Origin of the sequence: Pseudomonas sp. AD21, from assembly GCF_002878485.1 — a bacterium.
Taxonomy (GTDB): Bacteria; Pseudomonadota; Gammaproteobacteria; order Pseudomonadales; family Pseudomonadaceae; genus Aquipseudomonas.
Genome location: NZ_NQYG01000091.1, coordinates 1 through 17291, shown reverse-complemented (window position 1 = coordinate 17291; position 17291 = coordinate 1). Strand labels below are relative to the sequence as shown.

The following is a 17291-nucleotide window of genomic DNA, read 5'->3' as shown; positions in this document are numbered from 1 at the left end:
AAAGACCTTGAAAGGGATGGCCGTAAGGGCGGAACCCTAAGCAGCCGTTACCGCAGAAACGGATATGTCCCCCTCGATCAAAAGCCAAGCCGAGCACCAGTTCCCACACGTTCCCTGTGTATTCAACCCTTGTCAGCCTTACCCGCCGCCGCCGCAAATTTCGCCAGACGCACATCCAGATGCCGCGGCCGACGCCCATGATCTTCGGCATGCTCCTTGCGGCGAATCGCATTACGCACCATCAATGACCCCAGATAACGAATCGGCTCCGGCGGAAAATACCCCAGCGGCCCATTGACCAATGGCGAACGGGTCCACGGGTTGTCGAGCCCCTGCACCAGCGAGGCGAGAATCTGCCCGCCCATATGACACGGACCGACGCCACTGCCGGAATAACCGAAACCGTAGAACACATTGCCACTGGCACTCATCTGCCCGAAAAACGGCAGACCGGTGACCGAGCGATCCGACGGCCCGTTCCACGTCGCATCGACTTTGACCTCGGCGAACGCCGGAAAAAAGTCGCCAAGACTGCGCTTGAGCAACCCGGCATACGGCGATGGCTGATCGAACACCGGCAGCATTCGCCCGCCATAGGCAAAGGTGTTGCCGCCCTTGCCGAGCATGATCCGGCCGTCCGGGGTGTTGTGGTAGTAGTGCACGAAGATCCGCGAGTCGAGCACCGTGACACCACTGGTCAAACCGATTTCCTGTAGCAGATCCGGGCGCGGTTCGGTGATCAGCATGTCGCTGGACACGATCGCCACGCTGCGTTCGAACTGCGCAAACGCCCGGGCCATCCACGCGTTCATCGCCAGCACCACACGGTCGGCGATCACGCTGCCATTGGCCGTGTGGATTCGCGCCGGACGGCCTTCTTCCAGACCGGTCATCGCCGTGTTTTCGTGGATCTTCACCCCCAGTTGCAATGCCACCCGACGCAGCCCGCGCACCAGTTTGCCCGGTTGCACACTGGCCGCCGCCGGCGAGAACCAGCCTTCCAGATGCTTACTCGAACCGGCCATGCGCTGCACGTCAGCGACTGGACGCTGGGTGAAGGAGTTGATGCCATTGCGCTCCAGCGCCGCGATCACCGCGTCGGTCGAGCCGACCTGAGCGTGGTTGGTGGCGGTGTACAGCGTGCCGTCGAGGCGGTAATCGGCGTCGACGCCGTACTGTTCGCAGAACTCGCCGATGGCGTGAATGCTGCGCTCGGATTCCTTGACCAGGCGCACCGCTTCCTCGACCCCGAACAGGCGCTCGAGGGTGAAATACTTGGCCGACCACGACAGCGCACAACCACCGTTGCGCCCACTGGCACCGGCGCCGCAGATGTCGGCTTCGATCAGCAAAACATCGAGTTCAGGGTTCTGCTGCTTGAGCATGATCGCCGTCCACAACCCGGTGTAGCCGCCGCCGACGATACACACGTCAGTGCGCACTTCGCCTTGTAACGGCGGGCAAGTCGCGGATGGATCAGCCTGCAAGGCTTGCTCGAGCCAAAACGGTCTCATGGGATTCTCCAGTCATCGGGCCACGCCACAGCCTGCCGCGAACACCGCAGCAGGCCGCGAGGCAAAGGGTTTCAGGAACGCAGCGGTTTGATCGTCAGCGGGCAATTGGGAATGGACGCGCGCGGCTCCATCACCTCGACCGGGCGGCTATTCCAGTGCGGGATCAGCACCAGTGCCGAGAACAACGCGCAGCCGGCAAAGACGATGAACACCGTCACCGAGTCGAAGTAACCCGGCAGCAGTCCGCCGAGCACCGCGCCGACCGAGCCACAACCGTTGACGAAACCGGCAGCGGTCGCGCCAGCCTTGGCCTTGCCGAAATCGATGGCGGCGGCGCCGCTGATCATCGAATCCGGGCCGTACAGGGTCAGGCCCATGACAAACAGCAGCGCCACCACCAGCATCACGCTGCCGGTGTGCAACGCGCCCATGAACAGCGCCAGGGTTACGGTCAGCGCCAGCAGGCTGAGGACGCAGGCCGGCATGCGCCGGGCACCGAACAGTTTGTCCGAGGCCATGCCGATCATGATCGGCCCGAGCAACCCGGCCAGTTCGAACGAAGTGGGAATGATCGCCGCGCCGACCTTGCCGACACTCGGCATCTGTTCGAAGACGATCACCGGCCCCCACAACAGAATCGCGTAGCGCGCCGGTTTCAACATGAAGTACGCCAGGCCCAGGACCAGCACCGTGCGGTTGCGCAGGATCTCCTTCAATGGCTCCCAGACGCTGAGTTTGCTGTTGGCTGCGGTCTCTTCGGCACTCAGTTCCGGCTCCGGCTCTACTGCCGGCAGGCCGACGTCTTCCGGTTTGTTGCGCTGGAAGATAAAGAACAGCACCGCCACCGCCGCAACCACTGCCGCGCTGGAAATGAACGCAGCGTGCCAGGTGCCCATCAGCGTATACGCCCACCAACCGGCGAACGGCGAAGCCACCAGCCCCCCAAACGCGTAGCAGGAACTCCATAAGCCGAGCACGCGCCCGCGCTGTTCGGCGGGGAAGAAACTGCCGAGGTTCTTGCACAATCCCGACCAGCCGGTGGACTGCGCCAGCCCCTGAATCAGCATGCAGGTGGCGAAGATCGGCAGCGTGGCAAAACTGCCCATCACCAACGCGGCAGCGGCGGAAATCAGCAAGCCGCCCAGCACCACGACCCTTGGGCCAAAGCGGTCGGCGAGCATGCCCCAGGTGAATTGGCCGATGGCGTAGGCCGCCAGATAGATGGCGTCGAGGTTGGCCATGGCCATCTTGTCGAGCATGAAGGTCGGGTCTTCGGCGATGCCCAGTTTGGCCACCGAAAAGGCTTTGCGGGTGAAGTAGAAAGCGGCGTACGCGAGCCAGGTGATAGCGAAAATCTGCATGCGCCAACGCGCAATGGTGCCGATGTGCTTGTTCATTGTGGTTCTGACCTCAGGGTGTGAGTGTGCCGGCAGAATCGTTAAGTAAACGCCTGTGTTTTTTATTGTTGAGCACTGCGTTATCGCCCCATCCCTGTGGCGATAACGGTCAGATGAGTCCTGTTGTTGCACGCCCAGGCTCATCGCCAGGGTTGCTGCCCGCACGGGCAGTCAGCGCTGGCGTGAGCGGATCAAAGCAATTACTGTTTAATAAATAAAATCGATTTATCGTATTTCACACATAAGCTCAGCTTGTTACTGGAGTCACGATGTCTGTCTCCCACGCCCAGCTCAAAGCCTTCCACGCCGTGGCCGTGCATGGAAGCTTCACCAAAGCCGCCGAACGGCTTTTTCTCACGCAACCGGCAATTTCCGACCAGGTGCGCAAACTTGAAGAACGCTTCGGTGTGTTGCTGTTTCACCGCAATAAACGTTCGGTACGCCTGACCGATCTTGGCGAACGCCTGCTGGCCATCACCCAGCGGCTGTTTGTGATTGAGGCTGAAGCACAGGAATTGCTGCAGGAATCCCAGGCGTTGCAAACCGGCAGCCTGATTCTCGCGGTCGACGCCCCGGTGCATGTGTTGCCGCAGATCGCGCGGTTCTGCGAGCGCTACCCAGGGATCAGCGTGAAGATCGAGACCGGCAACACCGATGAATCACTGTTTCGCCTGTTCAACTATCAGGCCGATCTGGCATTGCTGGGGCGCGATGTCAGTGATGAACGCCTGCTCTGCGTGCCGCTGCGTAACGACCCGATGGTGGCGTTTGTCTCGCGCCATCACCCGTGGGCCGAACGCGAGTCGATCTGCCTGGCGGATCTGGATGACACGCCCCTGGTGTTGCGCGAACACGGTTCGGTGACCCGCCAGACCCTGGAAGAGGAAATGGCCCGCGCCGGGTTTCGCATTCGTCCGGCGATTCAGGTCGAAGGCCGGGAAGCGGCGCGCGAGGCGGTGGTGGTGGGGATTGGTGTGGGGGTGGTGTCGGCGGCGGAGTTTGGTGCGGATTCGCGGGTGTGTGCGTTGCCGATTACCGATTGCACCCGGCGTTTGACCGAGACACTGGTGTGCTTGCGTGAGCAGAGTTCGCGGCGGGTGGTGGCGACGTTTCTCGAGATGGTTCGCGAGAGTCTTGTGTAAGGCAGGTCCGGCCTCATCGCGAGCAGGCTCACTCCTACATTGGACTTGCGGCGAGAACAAATCCCCCTGTAGGAGTGAGCCTGCTCGCGATTGGGGCACCACGGTGTATCAGGCCGGCGCCAGACCAAAAAACGCCTGAATCAAGCGCAACTCCCGCCGCCGCTCCATGCAGCCGATCATGTGCTGATTGACCAGCCCGTCCCCGACAATCGGAATCGCCACCACTCGCGGGTCATGGCTGACTTCCACCGATGACACCACCCCCACCCCGAGTTCCGCCGCCACCGCCTCAGTCACCGCCTCGCGGCTGTCCAGTTCCAGCAGCACTCGCGGATTGACCGCCGCCTGCGCACACGCCTGATCGAAGGTGCGCCGGGTAATCGAACTCGGCTCACGCAGCACCATGATCACCTGATCCAGCTCCTTGAGCTGCACCTCGCCGGCACGCTGCGCCCACGGATGTGTGGCGGGCACCAGTGCGCAGATCCGCGACCCGCTCAAGGCTTGCAGGTGCAGGCCCTTGCGCGGTTCGACCTCGGTCAGCACCGCCACATCGGCGTGTTCCGACAGCAGCGCGGCGAGGGTTTCCTGGGCATTGCCCAGTCGCAGGTTCACCGTGATCCCTGGATACCGCGCGCGCAGGCTGGCAAGCATCGGCATGACCATGTGCGGGCCGTCTGCCGCCACTTCCAGGCGCCCGGTGAGCAACTGGCGGTTGGCTTCGAGCAGGGTCTGCGCTTCCTCGGCCAGACCGAACATGGCCCGGGTGATCGCCGCCAGTTTGATGCCCTCCTCGGTCAGCTCCACCCGGCGCGCGGTACGCCGTAACAAGGTGATCTGGTAATGCTCCTCCAGCGCCTTGATGTGCCCGGTGACCGCCGGCTGGCTGATGAACAGGCGCGCGGCGGCGCGGGTGAAGCTGCCTTCCCGGGCCACGGCGTCGAAGGCGCGCAGCTGGAACAGATTCATGAATAACCCTCACTGATGGCTGGCATAACAACAAACAATTTGATTGATGCGACGCTCAATTGCAACGTATGCCCCGTAGCTTCATCCCACAGCGCTATCGCGAGGACACACGAATGAGTACTGCCGCACCCATCCTGCTCACTCCCGGCCCGTTGACCACCTCGGCCCGCACCCGCCAGGCAATGATGGTTGACTGGGGGTCATGGGATGACCGCTTCAATCAGCTGACCGCCAGCCTTTGCGAACAATTGCTGGCGATCCTCAACGGCGCCTCCAGCCACCATTGCGTGCCGTTGCAAGGCAGCGGCACCTTCGCCGTCGAAGCGGCCATCGGCACGCTGGTGCCGCGTGACGGCAAAGTCCTGGTGCTGATCAATGGCGCTTACGGCAAGCGCCTGGCGAAGATCTGCGAAGTGCTCGGGCGCTCATTCAGCACCTTTGAAACCGCCGAAGACGAACCGACCACCGGCGCCGACGTCGACCGTCTGCTGCGCGCCGATGGCGATATCAGCCACGTCGCGCTGATCCACTGCGAAACCAGCACCGGCATCCTCAACCCGCTGCCGGAGATTGCCGAGGTTGTTGCGCAACACGGCAAGCGCCTGATCATCGATGCCATGAGCTCGTTCGGCGCACTGCCGGTGGACGCGCAAAAGGTACCGTTCGATGCGTTGATCGCCGCTTCGGGCAAGTGCCTGGAAGGCGTGCCGGGGATGGGCTTCGTCTTCGCTCGCAAGGAGTCGCTGGCTGCAGCCGCCGGCAACTCGCATTCGCTGGCGATGGACCTGTATGACCAGCACACCTATATGCAGAAGACCGGCCAGTGGCGCTTCACCCCGCCGACCCACGTGGTCGCCGCGTTGCACGAAGCGTTGCTGCAATACAACGAAGAAGGTGGCCTGCCAGCGCGACATGCGCGCTACGCCGCCAACTGTCAGGCGCTGATGGAAGAGATGGGTAAGCTCGGTTTGCGCAGCTTCCTGCCGGCGGCGATCCAGGCGCCGATCATCGCCACCTTCCATGCGCCGAAAGACCCGAGCTACCAGTTCAAGGACTTCTACGAACGGGTCAAGGCCAAGGGCTACATCCTGTACCCCGGCAAACTGACCCAGGTCGAAACCTTCCGCGTCGGCTGCATCGGCCACGTCAACCCGGACGAAATGCGCCAGGCCGTGGCGGCAGTGGGTGAAGTGCTGCGCGAGATGGAAGTGCTAGAGATCTAACCCACACCAAAAATCCCTTTGTAGGAGTGAGCCTGCTCGCGAAGGCGTCGTGTCAGCCGCCATCAATGTTGAATGTGCCACTGCATTCGCGAGCAAGCCCGCTCCCACCGTTTTGAATTGCATTGCCAACTCAGGAATTTGCTCAACATGAACTACACCAACCCAAGCAAACTGCAAGCCGCCATCCTCGACTGGGCCGGCACCGTGGTCGATTTCGGCTCGTTCGCGCCAACGCAGATCTTCGTCGAGGCCTTCGCCGAATTCGACGTTCAGGTGTCCATCGAAGAGGCCCGTGGCCCGATGGGCATGGGCAAGTGGGACCACATCCGCACCCTGTGCGATCAGCCGCAGGTCGCCGAGCGTTATCGCAAAGCCTTCGGCCGCACCCCGACCGACGATGACGTGACCGCGATCTACAACCGCTTCATGCCGCTGCAGATCGAGAAGATCGCCGAACACTCGGCGCTGATTCCCGGCGCGCTGGAAACCATCGCCAACCTGCGTCAGCAAGGAATCAAGATCGGTTCCTGCTCCGGCTACCCGAAACAGGTGATGGACAAGGTCGTGGCCCTCGCCGCCACCAACGGCTACGTCGCCGACCACGTGGTGGCCACCGACGAGGTGCCGAACGGTCGCCCATGGCCGGCTCAGGCCCTGGCCAACGTGATTGCGCTGGGTATCGACGACGTCGGCGCCTGCGTGAAGATCGACGACACCGTGCCGGGCATCCTCGAAGGCCGTCGCGCCGGGATGTGGACCGTGGCGTTGATCTGCTCGGGCAACGCGCTGGGCCTGGATTACGCTGGCTACCGCGCGCTGGGCAGCGACGAACTGGCCAGCGAGCGCGAGCGCATCCACGCGCTGTTCGCCGGTTCGCGCCCGCACTACATGATCGACACCATCAGCGACCTGCCGCAAGTGATTGCCGACATCAACAAGCGTCTGGCCAAGGGTGAGATGCCGCAGTCGAGTTGATCGCGCCTATTCGTCAAAACAACAAAAAACGCCAGGGTCTTCGCGACACTGGCGTTTTTTTTGGCTAAAGCCCTGACTCAGCGCATTGAAACTCCGATCAGCATCAGGCAAATCCGCCAAAGCGGATTACAGTTAAAGCATGCCGTCGCACAAGAGCGGCAGTAGCGACCCTGATCTGTGAGGAAATACCGTATGCCGTGGACAAGCTCCGAATCACGCTACAGCACCGTATCCGTCCTGTTGCACTGGCTGATGCTGGTCCTGTTGGTGCTGGTGTACGCCAGCATGGAGTTGCGCGGGATCTTTCCCAAAGGCAGTGGTGGCCGCTCACTGATCCGCGAAGTGCACTACATGCTCGGCCTCACCGTGTTCGTGCTGGTGTGGTTTCGCCTGGTAGCGCGCAGTATTGGCCCGGCACCGAAAATCTTCCCGGCCTCGCCGCAGTGGCAAACCCTGCTGGCGCGGGCGATGCACTGGCTGTTGTACCTGTTCATGATCAGCATGCCGATTCTCGGCTGGCTGATCACCAGCGCCGAGGGGCATCAGGTGATGTTTTACGGTTTCGACTTGCCGTTGCTGGTCCATGAAGACAAGGCGCTCGCCAAGCAGGTGGAGCACTGGCACGTACTGATCGGCAACATCGGCTACTGGCTGATCGGACTGCATGCGCTGGCGGGGCTTTATCACCATTATGTGGTGGGCGATAACACGCTGTTGCGGATGATGCCCAAGCGTAGTCAATAAGGTCAGGCAGTACCCTGTGGCGAGGGGATTTATCCCCGACGGCTGCGCAGCAGCTCCGCGCATGCAATGGGCAATTAAATCTGATACACCGCATGCACAGGTTTTGGGCCGCTTCGCAGCCCTTCGGGGATAAATCCCCTCACCACAGAGTTACTCATTCATCTTGTGATGAATCCGCGGCGCCCCTGCAAACCGCCGGTATGTACGAATATCAACCGCGTACCGTGTTCGAACCCTCCTGTTTCAATCTGCTGTTTCAGCGCCATCAACGCTTTGCCGGTATACAGCGGCTCAAACGGGATGCCGCTGCTCTGTTCAGTGTTGTCGATGAATTCAAGCAACACCGGATCAACCTTGGCGAAACCACCCCGGCTTGCGTCGAACAACGCGTAGTCCGCCGCCGGCAGGTCCGCCTCGCGAACAATCGCCTCAACCTGCGGCGCCACCCCATGATCATCAGGCACCGCCAGCGCGCCGTACACCGGATGCGCACCCGCCTCGGCGAGCACCAGCCCTGCCAGGGTCGTCCCGGTGCCACACGCCAGCCACCAGCCGTGATAATCGCTCCAGCCCAATTTGCTCAGTTGCCCGCTCACCTGTTCCTTGAGCGCTTTGCAGCCCAGTGCGCCGGCCAATCCGCCGCCGCCCTCCGGCACTGCGTACAGATTCGGGTACTGCGCCTGCCAAGGCTCCCAGAAGCCGGGTTCATGTCGCGCCCGATAGCCACCGTAACCGAGCCAATGCAATTGCATGCCAAACGCCTGCAAGTCCATCACCGTGGGCGTTTGCTGCGGATGGCCGCGCAACAGGCCGACGGTTTCGAAGCCCAGGCGTTTACCGGCAGCCGCCAACGCATGCAGATGATTGGAATGCGCGCCACCGAGGCTGATGACGCCCTGCGCGCCGACGCGGTCGGCAGCCTTGAGGTGTTCGATGAGCTTGAACCATTTGTTGCCGCTGATCAGCGGGTCGATCTGATCCAGACGCAGGATCGCGACCTCGATTGCGGCGCGGGTGAGCCAGTCGAGTTGCAACAATTCGAGGGGGGCCTGGGGTAGCCAGTGGGCGGGAGGAAGCAGCATGAGTGGCGGTTCCGGAACAAGAACCGCCATGTTAACAGTCAAAAACTCTTTCCCCTGTGGGAGCGGGCTTGCTCGCGAATGCGGTGTATCAGTCGACATATGCAATGACTGACCCGACGCATTCGCGAGCAAGCCCGCTCCCACCCTAGAGATGTGTTGGGCTTACAGTTCAGCCGCCAGACGCGAACCCTGATTGATCGCGCGCTTGGCATCCAGCTCCGCCGCCACATCGGCGCCGCCGATCAGGTGCACGTTCTGCCCCGCTGCCACCAGACCTTCCTGCAGATCGCGCAGCGGATCCTGCCCGGCGCAGATCACGATGTTGTCCACCGCCAGCACTTGCGGCTCGCCGGTTTCGCCGATGCGGATGTGCAGCCCTTCATCATCGATCTTCAGGTATTCAACGCTGTTGAGCATCTGCACCTGCTTGTTCTTCAGGCCCGTGCGGTGAATCCACCCAGTGGTCTTGCCCAGACCGTCGCCGACCTTGGTTTTCTTGCGCTGCAACAGGAACACTTCACGGGCCGGCACGTGCGGCGCGGCTTTGATCCCAGCCACGCCACCACGGGCTTCCAGATGGGTGTCGATGCCCCACTCTTGCCAGAACGCGGTGCGATCCAGACTGGTAGCCACGCCTTCGTGCACAAGAAACTCCGAGACGTCGAAACCGATACCGCCCGCGCCGATCACGGCAACGCGTTTGCCCACCGGTTTGCGTTCGAGGATCACGTCCAGGTAACTCAGCACCTTGGCATTCTCGACGCCCGGAATCGCTGGCACACGCGGCGCGATGCCGGTGGCGAGGATGATTTCGTCGTAGCCGCCTTCAACCAGTTTCGCCACGTCGACGCGGGTGTTCAGGCACACCTCGACGTGGGTGGTCTGCAACTTGCGCTTGAAGTAGCGCAGGGTTTCGAAAAACTCTTCCTTGCCCGGCACACGCTTGGCAATGTTGAACTGGCCGCCAATCTCGCTGGCCGAATCGAACAGCGTCACCTGATGCCCGCGCTCGGCGGCCACGGTCGCGGCGGACAAGCCCGCAGGCCCGGCACCGACTACGGCGATTTTCTTGATCTGCTGCACCGGCAAGTAATTAAGCTCGGTCTCGTGGCAGGCACGCGGGTTGACCAGGCAACTGGTGAGCTTGCCGCCGAAGGTGTGATCCAGACACGCCTGGTTGCAGCCGATGCAGGTGTTGATTTCGTCGGCACGGCCTTCGGCGGCCTTATTGACGAAGTCCGGGTCGGCGAGGAACGGCCGGGCCATCGAGACCATGTCGGCGTCGCCCTCGGCGAGAATCTGCTCGGCGATTTCCGGGGTGTTGATGCGGTTGGTGGTGATCAGCGGAATGCTCACCGATCCGCGCAGCTTGGCGGTGACCTTGCTGAACGCCCCGCGCGGCACTTTGGTGGCGATGGTCGGGATCCGCGCTTCGTGCCAGCCGATGCCGGTGTTGATGATGGTCGCGCCGGCCTGCTCGATGGCTTTGGCCAGGGTCACGATCTCATCCCAGGTGCTGCCGCCCTCGACCAGGTCGAGCATCGACAGACGGAAAATGATGATGAAGTTCGGGCCGACCGCTTCACGCACGCGGCGGACGATTTCCACCGGCAGGCGCATACGGTTTTCGTAGCTGCCGCCCCAGCGGTCGGTGCGGTGGTTGGTGTGGGCGGCGAGAAACTGGTTAATGAAATAACCTTCCGAGCCCATGATTTCCACACCGTCGTACTCTGCGGTCTGGGCCAGCACCGAGCAGGTGACGAAGTCGCTGATCTGCTTCTCGATGCCTTCCTCGTCCAGCTCTTTGGGCTTGAACGGGTTGATCGGCGCCTGGATCGCACTCGGCGCGACCTGTTTCGGGCTGTAGGCATAACGCCCGGCGTGAAGGATCTGCATGCAGATCTTGCCGCCCGCCTCGTGCACCGCGCGGGTGACAATGCGGTGCTTGAGCGCCTCTTCCTCGGTGGTCAGCTTGGCCGCGCCGGAGTACACGCCGCCCTCGTCGTTCGGGCCGATACCCCCGGTAACCATCAGGCCGACGCCGCCACGGGCACGTTCGGCGAAGTACGCCGCCATGCGTTCGAAGCCGCCCGGTTTTTCTTCAAGGCCGGTGTGCATCGAGCCCATCAGGGTGCGGTTGCGCAGCGTGGTGAATCCCAGGTCCAGCGGGGCCAACAGGTGCGGGTAATGAGCGGCGGTCATCGGTAACTCCACAACGAGCGATCACGGAAATTGCGGGAGCTCTGCGTCTCCCGTCAGTCATGTTCGACAGACTAAGAGTCGCACCGCTGTCACTCAATGACCGAAACTGACAACTTATTGATCCAAATGCGCAGCACCCCTTGGCAAGCGCAGACATGCGCCCTACCCTAGTCGCCACACCCTGTACCCGGCTGTTGTTGGTTTTCATGCGCAAACTTCTGTACCTGTTCTTTTCCATGGCCATCGTTGCCGCCCTTACCACCTACGCCATGTGGGCGGCGGACCGGCCGGCGGGGCATTACCTGTCGGACCTGCGGATCAAACTGGCGGTCGATCAGGGCACACCGGCCGACCGTGGCAACTTGCTGGGAATTCAACCGGAACTGTTCCCCACCGACTACCAAAGCCCGGAGCGCCTGCACCGCAAACTCGCGGCCTATCTGCAGCAGGCGCAGGACCAGGGGCTGTTGAACGAAAAAACCGTGGTGGTACTGCCCGAGCACGTCGGCACCTGGCTGATGATCAGCGGCGAGAAAGACGAGTTGTATCAGGCCCCCACCCTCGCCGAAGCGATGAACTGGCTGGCGGCAAGCAACCCGCTGCTGTTCGCCCGCGCCTGGCTCAGTGCCAAGGGCGAAAATCGCCTCGACGACGCGCACCTGCGCATGAAATCCAGGGCCATGGCCAAGGATTATCAGGCGCTGTTCGGTGGTCTTGCCAAAGAGTTCCATATAACGCTGGTGGCCGGCTCTATCGTGCTGCCCGAACCAAGTATTCGCGACGGCCAGCTCAAGCCCGGCAGCGGTGCGCTGTTCAACAGCAGCGTGGTGTTTGGCCGTGATGGTTTGCCGCTGGGCCAGCCACAGCGGCAGATGCACCCGATCTTCGAACAGCGTGACGTGATCGAGAGCGAAGACGAGCACGCAATCACCGTAGTCGACACCCCGGCCGGGCGTTTGGGGGTGCTGATCGGCAGTGACAGCTGGTATCCGGACAACTATCGCCAACTCGATGAGTTAGGCGCACAACTGGTGGCGGTGCCGGCGTTCGTGGTCGGTCACGGTGCGTGGAATCAGCCGTGGGGCGGCTACAAGGGCTCGAACACACCGGGGTCGGTCAGCCTCAAGCCCGGGGAAATCAGTGAGGGTCAGGCGTGGCATCGCCTGACGCTGACCGCGCAGCCACCGAGCAGCCGCGCCATTGCCGGCATGAGTGTGTTCCTGCGCGGGCAGTTCTGGGATAAACCCAGTGCAGGGCAAAGCTTCCTCAGCAGCAACGGCCAGCAATTCGCCGATGGCGAAGCCCGTGGCGCACGTCTGCTGAATATCTGGTTGTAAACCATGCAGCCGCTGCCGATGCGCCTCGGGGATCTGTCGGTAGGTTTCGTCCACAGCCTTGCCGATGCGGTGCGCAGCCATGGCGCCGATCCGCAACCGTTGCTCGAACAATACGGCCTGGACACCGCGCGACTGGCCGAGGCCGGTGCGCGGCTGTCGATCCCGCGTTACATGCGTCTGGGGCACAGCGCAATTCAGTTGACCGGCGATCCGGCGCTGGGCCTGCGCATGGGCCAGCTCAGCCGTCTGAGCCAGGCCGGACTGGCCGGGGTCACCGCCGCACAGGCACCGACCGTGCGTGAAGCGGCCCGTTGCCTGATCCGCTTCGAGCCGCTGTACGGCTCCAACTATCGCGGGCAATCGAGTTTTCACGAAGACGCCCACGGCGCTTGGCTGCGCTTCTACTCGATCAGCCCGTACAACGCCTATAACCGCTTTGTGGTGGATTCGATCATCACCGGCTGGCTGCATCAGTTATCCAGCGTCGGCCGGGAGCCACTGCGGGCCGAGCACATCGACATCGAATTCGACGAGCCGGACTACCGCGACGCGTACAGCGTGCTGGGTGACTGCCCGATTCAGTTCGGCGCCGAACGCAATCAACTGCGCCTGAACCTCCACAGCCTCGCCCTGCGCAACCCGGAACACTGCCCGAGCACCTGGAAGCATTTGCTTGCGTTGTGTGAGCGGGAACTGGAGCAATTGACCCGCACCCGCAGCCTGCGTGAACGCATCACTCAACTGCTGGGGCCGTTGCTCAATGGTGGCCGGGAACCCGATCTGGAAGAAGTGGCGGCACGCCTGAAGCTGCCGACCTGGACCTTGCGACGCAAACTGGCCGAGGAAGGCACGCAGTTTCGCGCGATCCTCAATGACACCCGCCGCGACCTGGCAATGACCTATATTCGTGACACCGAACTCGCGTTCGGCGAGATCGCCTACCTGCTGGGCTTTGCCTCAGCCGAGGCGTTTCAACGCGCCTTCAAACGCTGGAACGGCCAGACCCCCGGCGAGTTTCGCCGCAGTCACCGCAAAAGCGCCTGACGCCTTACAGCTCGGTGGCGTCTTCGGCCGGCTCTGGCTGATCCAGTTCAAACGCCTGGTATTCGAGCAGTTCTTCTTGATAGTCGTCCATCGTGTCATCCCCTTGCTGCCCGCTTGAAAAATAGCCCGGCCAAATGACCAGTGCTTCGAGCATATCGTGCCCGTATGAAGGAAAAGTGAAACCCGGCCTTCATGAAATAAAACGTAGCAGGTGGTCAGGAATTTATCGCGGGATTTTTGTCAGGGGAATGTAACGAGATTTCACGTACTGCAGAAACAACTGTGGGAGCGTGCTTGCTCGCGAAAGCGTCAGTACATTCAGCATCGATGTGACTGAACAACCGCTTTCGCGAGCAAGCCCGCTCCCACAGGGGATGTGCGTGTGAGTTATTGCATCGCCGGAATCGGCTCGGATGGCGGCGGGATATTGCTCGGGTTGGGCGGTGGCGTGATCGTTTCGGTGGCCGGTGCCGGGGTGATCGGCGCGGACTCGGCTGGCGGCACCACCGGCTCGGAACCCACCGGCGTCGGTGAAACCGGGGCCGGCGTCGGTGTTGCTGCCGGGGCTACCGGAGCAGTGGTCTGGGCTGGCTCGACAATCCCGGCCGGCAGCGGCGCGGGAGTTGTTTCTACCGCCGGCGACGGTGTTGCCGGCGCGACAGAGGCGGGTTTGGGCTCCGGCACACCCAGATCAGTCTTGGGCTTTTCTTCGATGTGCGCGGCTTTCTTCGCATCGGCCGGCAGGAACAGTTCGACCAGAGTGAAGAAACGCTCATAGAACTTCTGCGAGGTCACGGTCTCACTGGCGACCTTGACCATCGAATCGTCCGAGGAGCCAATCGGCATCGACACCGAACCCAACACGCCGACCCCGAGGCTGGCAGAGTTGTTGGTCTTCTTCAGCGCATAACGGTCCTGCAAGGCGTTGGCAAACACCGTGGCATGATGCTTGGCACTGCCATCTTCGGCACACACCACGTTGAAACTGATCTCCAGGTGGGTTTCACCGGTCTGCTGGAAGCTCTTGTGGCCGCTGACCAGTTTCGGGTCGCTGCTGGTGATGATGTAACCCTGGCTGAGCAGCGCACGACGGGCCGCCTCGCAGCTGGCGACATCGGCCACCGGGTAATTGCGAGAATACGTACCGGAATCGTCGAAATTCTCATGCTCATAGATCGGCTTGTCTTTCGAACAGCCGGCGACAGCGGTCAACAACAGTGCCAACCCAACGACACGCATGGGAGTTGAAATCAACATTAAACATCCTGAGGGAAAACGGTCCGGGGCGTATTGTGCAACAGAACTTGGCCCTGCGGCGCATGGATTGTGTCTTAAAGCCGTTACAACCCTATTGACCATTGTTTGCCGGGAAAAGTCGCAGCGACAAGTGATCGATGAAGACACGTAATTTGGCGGTGGCATGGCGACTGGAAGGCCATAACACCCAGAACTGACCGACATGCTGCAGATGCGCATCCAGAACTCGCTGCAGGCGCCCATGCGCCACATCCTCATGAGTCATGAAGTCCGGCAGACAGGCGATGCCCATTCCGGCCAGCGCCGCATGACTGACAGCTTCGATGGACGTGCTGACCAGCCGCGTCGGCAAGCTCGGCTCCGGCGCGCCCTCCTCGCGGATCAACGGCCACGGCTCCAGCTTGCCGGTGGCGTGGAAGGTGTGCCGCAGGCACGCATGCTCAGCCAGATCGGCTGGTGTCTGCGGCACTCCGCGCTGCTGCAGATACAACGGACTTGCCACCAACACCATGTGAAACTCGCCCAAGGGCCGTGCCATCAGCCGTGAATCGCGCGGCTTGCCGGTACGAATCACCGCATCAAAGCCCTCCTCGACCACGTCGACCATGCGATCGGTCAGGTCCAGATCCAGTTCGATCTGCGGGTACAACGCCATGAACTGGTTCATCACCGGCATCACCAGCCCGTGCACCTGCGGCAGACTGATGCGCAGCTTGCCGTGGGGCTGCGAGGCCGAATTGCACAGTTCGAACTCGGCCGCTTCCACCTCGGCGAGAATCTTGCGACAGCGCTCAAGGAACAGCGCGCCTTCACTGGTCAGCGTGATGCTGCGGGTGGTGCGATGAAACAGCCGCACACCGAGTCGCGCCTCAAGCCGCGCAATACTTTTGCCGACCGCCGAGGACGACACGCCCAGCAGCCGTCCGGCCTCGGTAAAACTGCGGGTCTCGGCGACCTGCACAAACACCGAAATACTGCCCAGGCTGTCCATTCCAATCCTCCCATTCACGACATCCGTGTCCGATATGTTCGGAACCGTAACCCATTTTTCTCTAATGCGCAGCGCCCTAGCCTAAGGACTTCACCCCCTTGGGCAAATGGACGCAGACTCATGAATGATGCACAACTGACCTCCGCAGACCTCACCCAACCGGCCGAGGCGCGCGAACGATTACCCCTCGGCGCCCTGCTGGCCCTGGCCACCGCCGGCTTCATCACGGTGCTGACCGAAGCCATGCCCGCCGGCCTGCTGCCGCAAATGAGCGCGGGCCTGAATGTCTCGCAGGCGTTGATCGGGCAACTGGTGACGCTGTACGCCATCGGCTCGATGCTGGCGGCCATCCCGCTGACCATCGCCACCCGAGGCTGGCGTCGTCGGCCATTGTTGTTGTCCGCCATCGGCGGCTTTGCCATCGCCAACAGCATCACCGCCCTATCGGAGCTGTACTGGCTGACCTTGATCGCACGCTTGCTCGCCGGGATCTTTGCCGGACTGTTGTGGGCGCTACTGGCCGGCTATGCGAGCCGCATGGTTGCCCCGCACCTGCAAGGCCGGGCGATCACCGTGGCCATGCTCGGGGCGCCGCTTGCACTGTCGCTGGGCATACCGGCCGGCACGTTGCTCGGCACCCTGGCGGGTTGGCGCCTGAGCTTCGCCATCATGACCGCGCTGACGCTGCTGCTAGTGATCTGGGTGCGCTGGCAAGTGCCGGACTTTGCCGGCGAACGGACAGGAAAGCGCCTGCCCCTACGTCAGGTCTTTACCCTGCCCGGCGTGCGATCGGTGCTGTTCGTGACCCTGTCCTACGTGGTCGCCCACAACCTGCTGTACACCTACATTGCCCCGTTCCTGCAACCGTCGGGGCTGGGCGGCGATATTGATCGCGTGCTGCTGGTGTTCGGCCTGGCCTCAGTGCTGAGCCTGTGGATCGTCGGCAGCCTGATCGATCGCTGGCTGCGCGAACTGGTGCTCATCAGCACGGTGCTGTTCATGCTCTCAGCCGTCGCTCTGGGCCTGTGGCGCGAATCGGCGCCAGTGATATACATCGCCGTCGCCATATGGGGATTGGCGTTCGGCGCGATGCCCTCGCTGCTGCAGACTGCCTTGGCGAAAACCGCTGGAAAGGCTGCCGATACAGCGCAGTCGATGCTGGTGACGCTGTGGAATGTCGGGATTGCCGGGGGTGGGCTGGCGGGTGGATTGTTGCTGGGGAATCTGGGGGTTGGGGGCTTTCCGTGGATTGTGGTGGGATTGCTGGTATTGACCTTGTATGCGGCGCTCAGGGCGCGGGGGCATGGGTTTGAGTGATTGGGATTGTGAGGAGATGGGTGGCTGCTAGGCCGCCTTCGCGAGCAGGCCCGCTCCCACAGTGGGATGGGGTGCAGGCAGTTGGAGAGTGGTCGGC

General features: G+C 62.2%; 15 protein-coding genes. 7 read left to right on the top strand and 8 right to left on the bottom strand.

Translation table 11 applies throughout. From position 1 onward, the window contains the following. Positions 1–122: 122 nt before the first annotated feature. Together PseAD21_RS27935 and PseAD21_RS27930 are read right to left on the bottom strand one after the other, a co-directional pair. The gene (locus PseAD21_RS27935; protein ID WP_102358956.1) at positions 123–1514 is read right to left on the bottom strand and encodes an FAD-dependent oxidoreductase; all 1392 of its coding nucleotides are present in this window, start codon (positions 1512–1514) and stop codon (positions 123–125) included. Between the two features lie 71 nt (positions 1515–1585). Further along, the gene (locus PseAD21_RS27930) at positions 1586–2911 is read right to left on the bottom strand and encodes an MFS transporter (protein ID WP_102358955.1); all 1326 of its coding nucleotides are present in this window, start codon (positions 2909–2911) and stop codon (positions 1586–1588) included. A gap of 269 nt (positions 2912–3180) precedes the next feature. Between PseAD21_RS27930 and PseAD21_RS27925 the strand changes: the two genes are divergently transcribed. After that, complete coding sequence (locus PseAD21_RS27925) at positions 3181–4053, top strand: LysR family transcriptional regulator (protein ID WP_102358954.1); 873 nt, start codon at positions 3181–3183, stop codon at positions 4051–4053. 108 nt (positions 4054–4161) lie between these two features. Here PseAD21_RS27925 and PseAD21_RS27920 read toward each other — a convergent pair whose 3' ends face one another. Then, entirely contained in the window at positions 4162–5022 is an 861-nt protein-coding gene (locus PseAD21_RS27920; RefSeq protein ID WP_102358953.1) for a LysR substrate-binding domain-containing protein, read from the bottom strand. Between the two features lie 113 nt (positions 5023–5135). Between PseAD21_RS27920 and PseAD21_RS27915 the strand changes: the two genes are divergently transcribed. The 3 genes from PseAD21_RS27915 (at position 5136) to PseAD21_RS27905 (ending at position 7964) form a co-directional block, all read left to right on the top strand. Then, positions 5136–6245, top strand: coding sequence for a 2-aminoethylphosphonate--pyruvate transaminase (locus PseAD21_RS27915; RefSeq protein WP_102358952.1), 1110 nt, complete (start codon positions 5136–5138; stop codon positions 6243–6245). A 147-nt stretch (positions 6246–6392) separates the two neighbouring features. Continuing rightward, entirely contained in the window at positions 6393–7220 is an 828-nt protein-coding gene (phnX, locus tag PseAD21_RS27910; protein WP_102358951.1) for a phosphonoacetaldehyde hydrolase, read from the top strand. A gap of 192 nt (positions 7221–7412) precedes the next feature. Further along, positions 7413–7964 carry a cytochrome b gene (locus tag PseAD21_RS27905; RefSeq protein ID WP_102358950.1) on the top strand — a complete coding sequence of 184 codons (552 nt, stop codon included), beginning with the start codon at positions 7413–7415 and terminating at the stop codon, positions 7962–7964. Between the two features lie 158 nt (positions 7965–8122). Here PseAD21_RS27905 and PseAD21_RS27900 read toward each other — a convergent pair whose 3' ends face one another. Together PseAD21_RS27900 and PseAD21_RS27890 are read right to left on the bottom strand one after the other, a co-directional pair. After that, positions 8123–9046: a 1-aminocyclopropane-1-carboxylate deaminase/D-cysteine desulfhydrase gene (locus PseAD21_RS27900; RefSeq protein WP_102358949.1), complete on the bottom strand. Its 924-nt coding sequence runs from the start codon at positions 9044–9046 to the stop codon at positions 8123–8125. 162 nt (positions 9047–9208) lie between these two features. Continuing rightward, the gene (locus PseAD21_RS27890) at positions 9209–11248 is read right to left on the bottom strand and encodes an NADPH-dependent 2,4-dienoyl-CoA reductase (RefSeq protein WP_102358948.1); all 2040 of its coding nucleotides are present in this window, start codon (positions 11246–11248) and stop codon (positions 9209–9211) included. Positions 11249–11454: 206 nt separating this feature from the next. On the opposite strand from PseAD21_RS27890, the gene PseAD21_RS27885 reads away from it, so the two are divergent. Together PseAD21_RS27885 and PseAD21_RS27880 are read left to right on the top strand one after the other, a co-directional pair. After that, positions 11455–12585 carry a nitrilase-related carbon-nitrogen hydrolase gene (locus PseAD21_RS27885; RefSeq protein ID WP_102358947.1) on the top strand — a complete coding sequence of 377 codons (1131 nt, stop codon included), beginning with the start codon at positions 11455–11457 and terminating at the stop codon, positions 12583–12585. Positions 12586–12588: 3 nt separating this feature from the next. After that, positions 12589–13629, top strand: coding sequence for an AraC family transcriptional regulator (locus PseAD21_RS27880; protein WP_102358946.1), 1041 nt, complete (start codon positions 12589–12591; stop codon positions 13627–13629). 4 nt (positions 13630–13633) lie between these two features. Here PseAD21_RS27880 and PseAD21_RS29835 read toward each other — a convergent pair whose 3' ends face one another. The 3 genes from PseAD21_RS29835 to PseAD21_RS27870 form a co-directional block, all read right to left on the bottom strand. Then, positions 13634–13783: a hypothetical protein gene (locus PseAD21_RS29835; protein WP_178082180.1), complete on the bottom strand. Its 150-nt coding sequence runs from the start codon at positions 13781–13783 to the stop codon at positions 13634–13636. A gap of 233 nt (positions 13784–14016) precedes the next feature. Continuing rightward, the gene (locus tag PseAD21_RS27875) at positions 14017–14886 is read right to left on the bottom strand and encodes a DUF2242 domain-containing protein (RefSeq protein ID WP_102358945.1); all 870 of its coding nucleotides are present in this window, start codon (positions 14884–14886) and stop codon (positions 14017–14019) included. A 91-nt stretch (positions 14887–14977) separates the two neighbouring features. Next, a complete protein-coding gene (locus tag PseAD21_RS27870; protein WP_102358944.1) occupies positions 14978–15877 on the bottom strand; it encodes a LysR family transcriptional regulator in 900 nt (299 codons plus the stop codon). A gap of 120 nt (positions 15878–15997) precedes the next feature. Here PseAD21_RS27870 and PseAD21_RS27865 point away from each other — a divergent pair, with 120 nt between their 5' ends. After that, a complete protein-coding gene (locus PseAD21_RS27865) occupies positions 15998–17194 on the top strand; it encodes an MFS transporter (protein ID WP_102358943.1) in 1197 nt (398 codons plus the stop codon). The last annotated feature ends 97 nt before the right edge of the window (positions 17195–17291 follow it).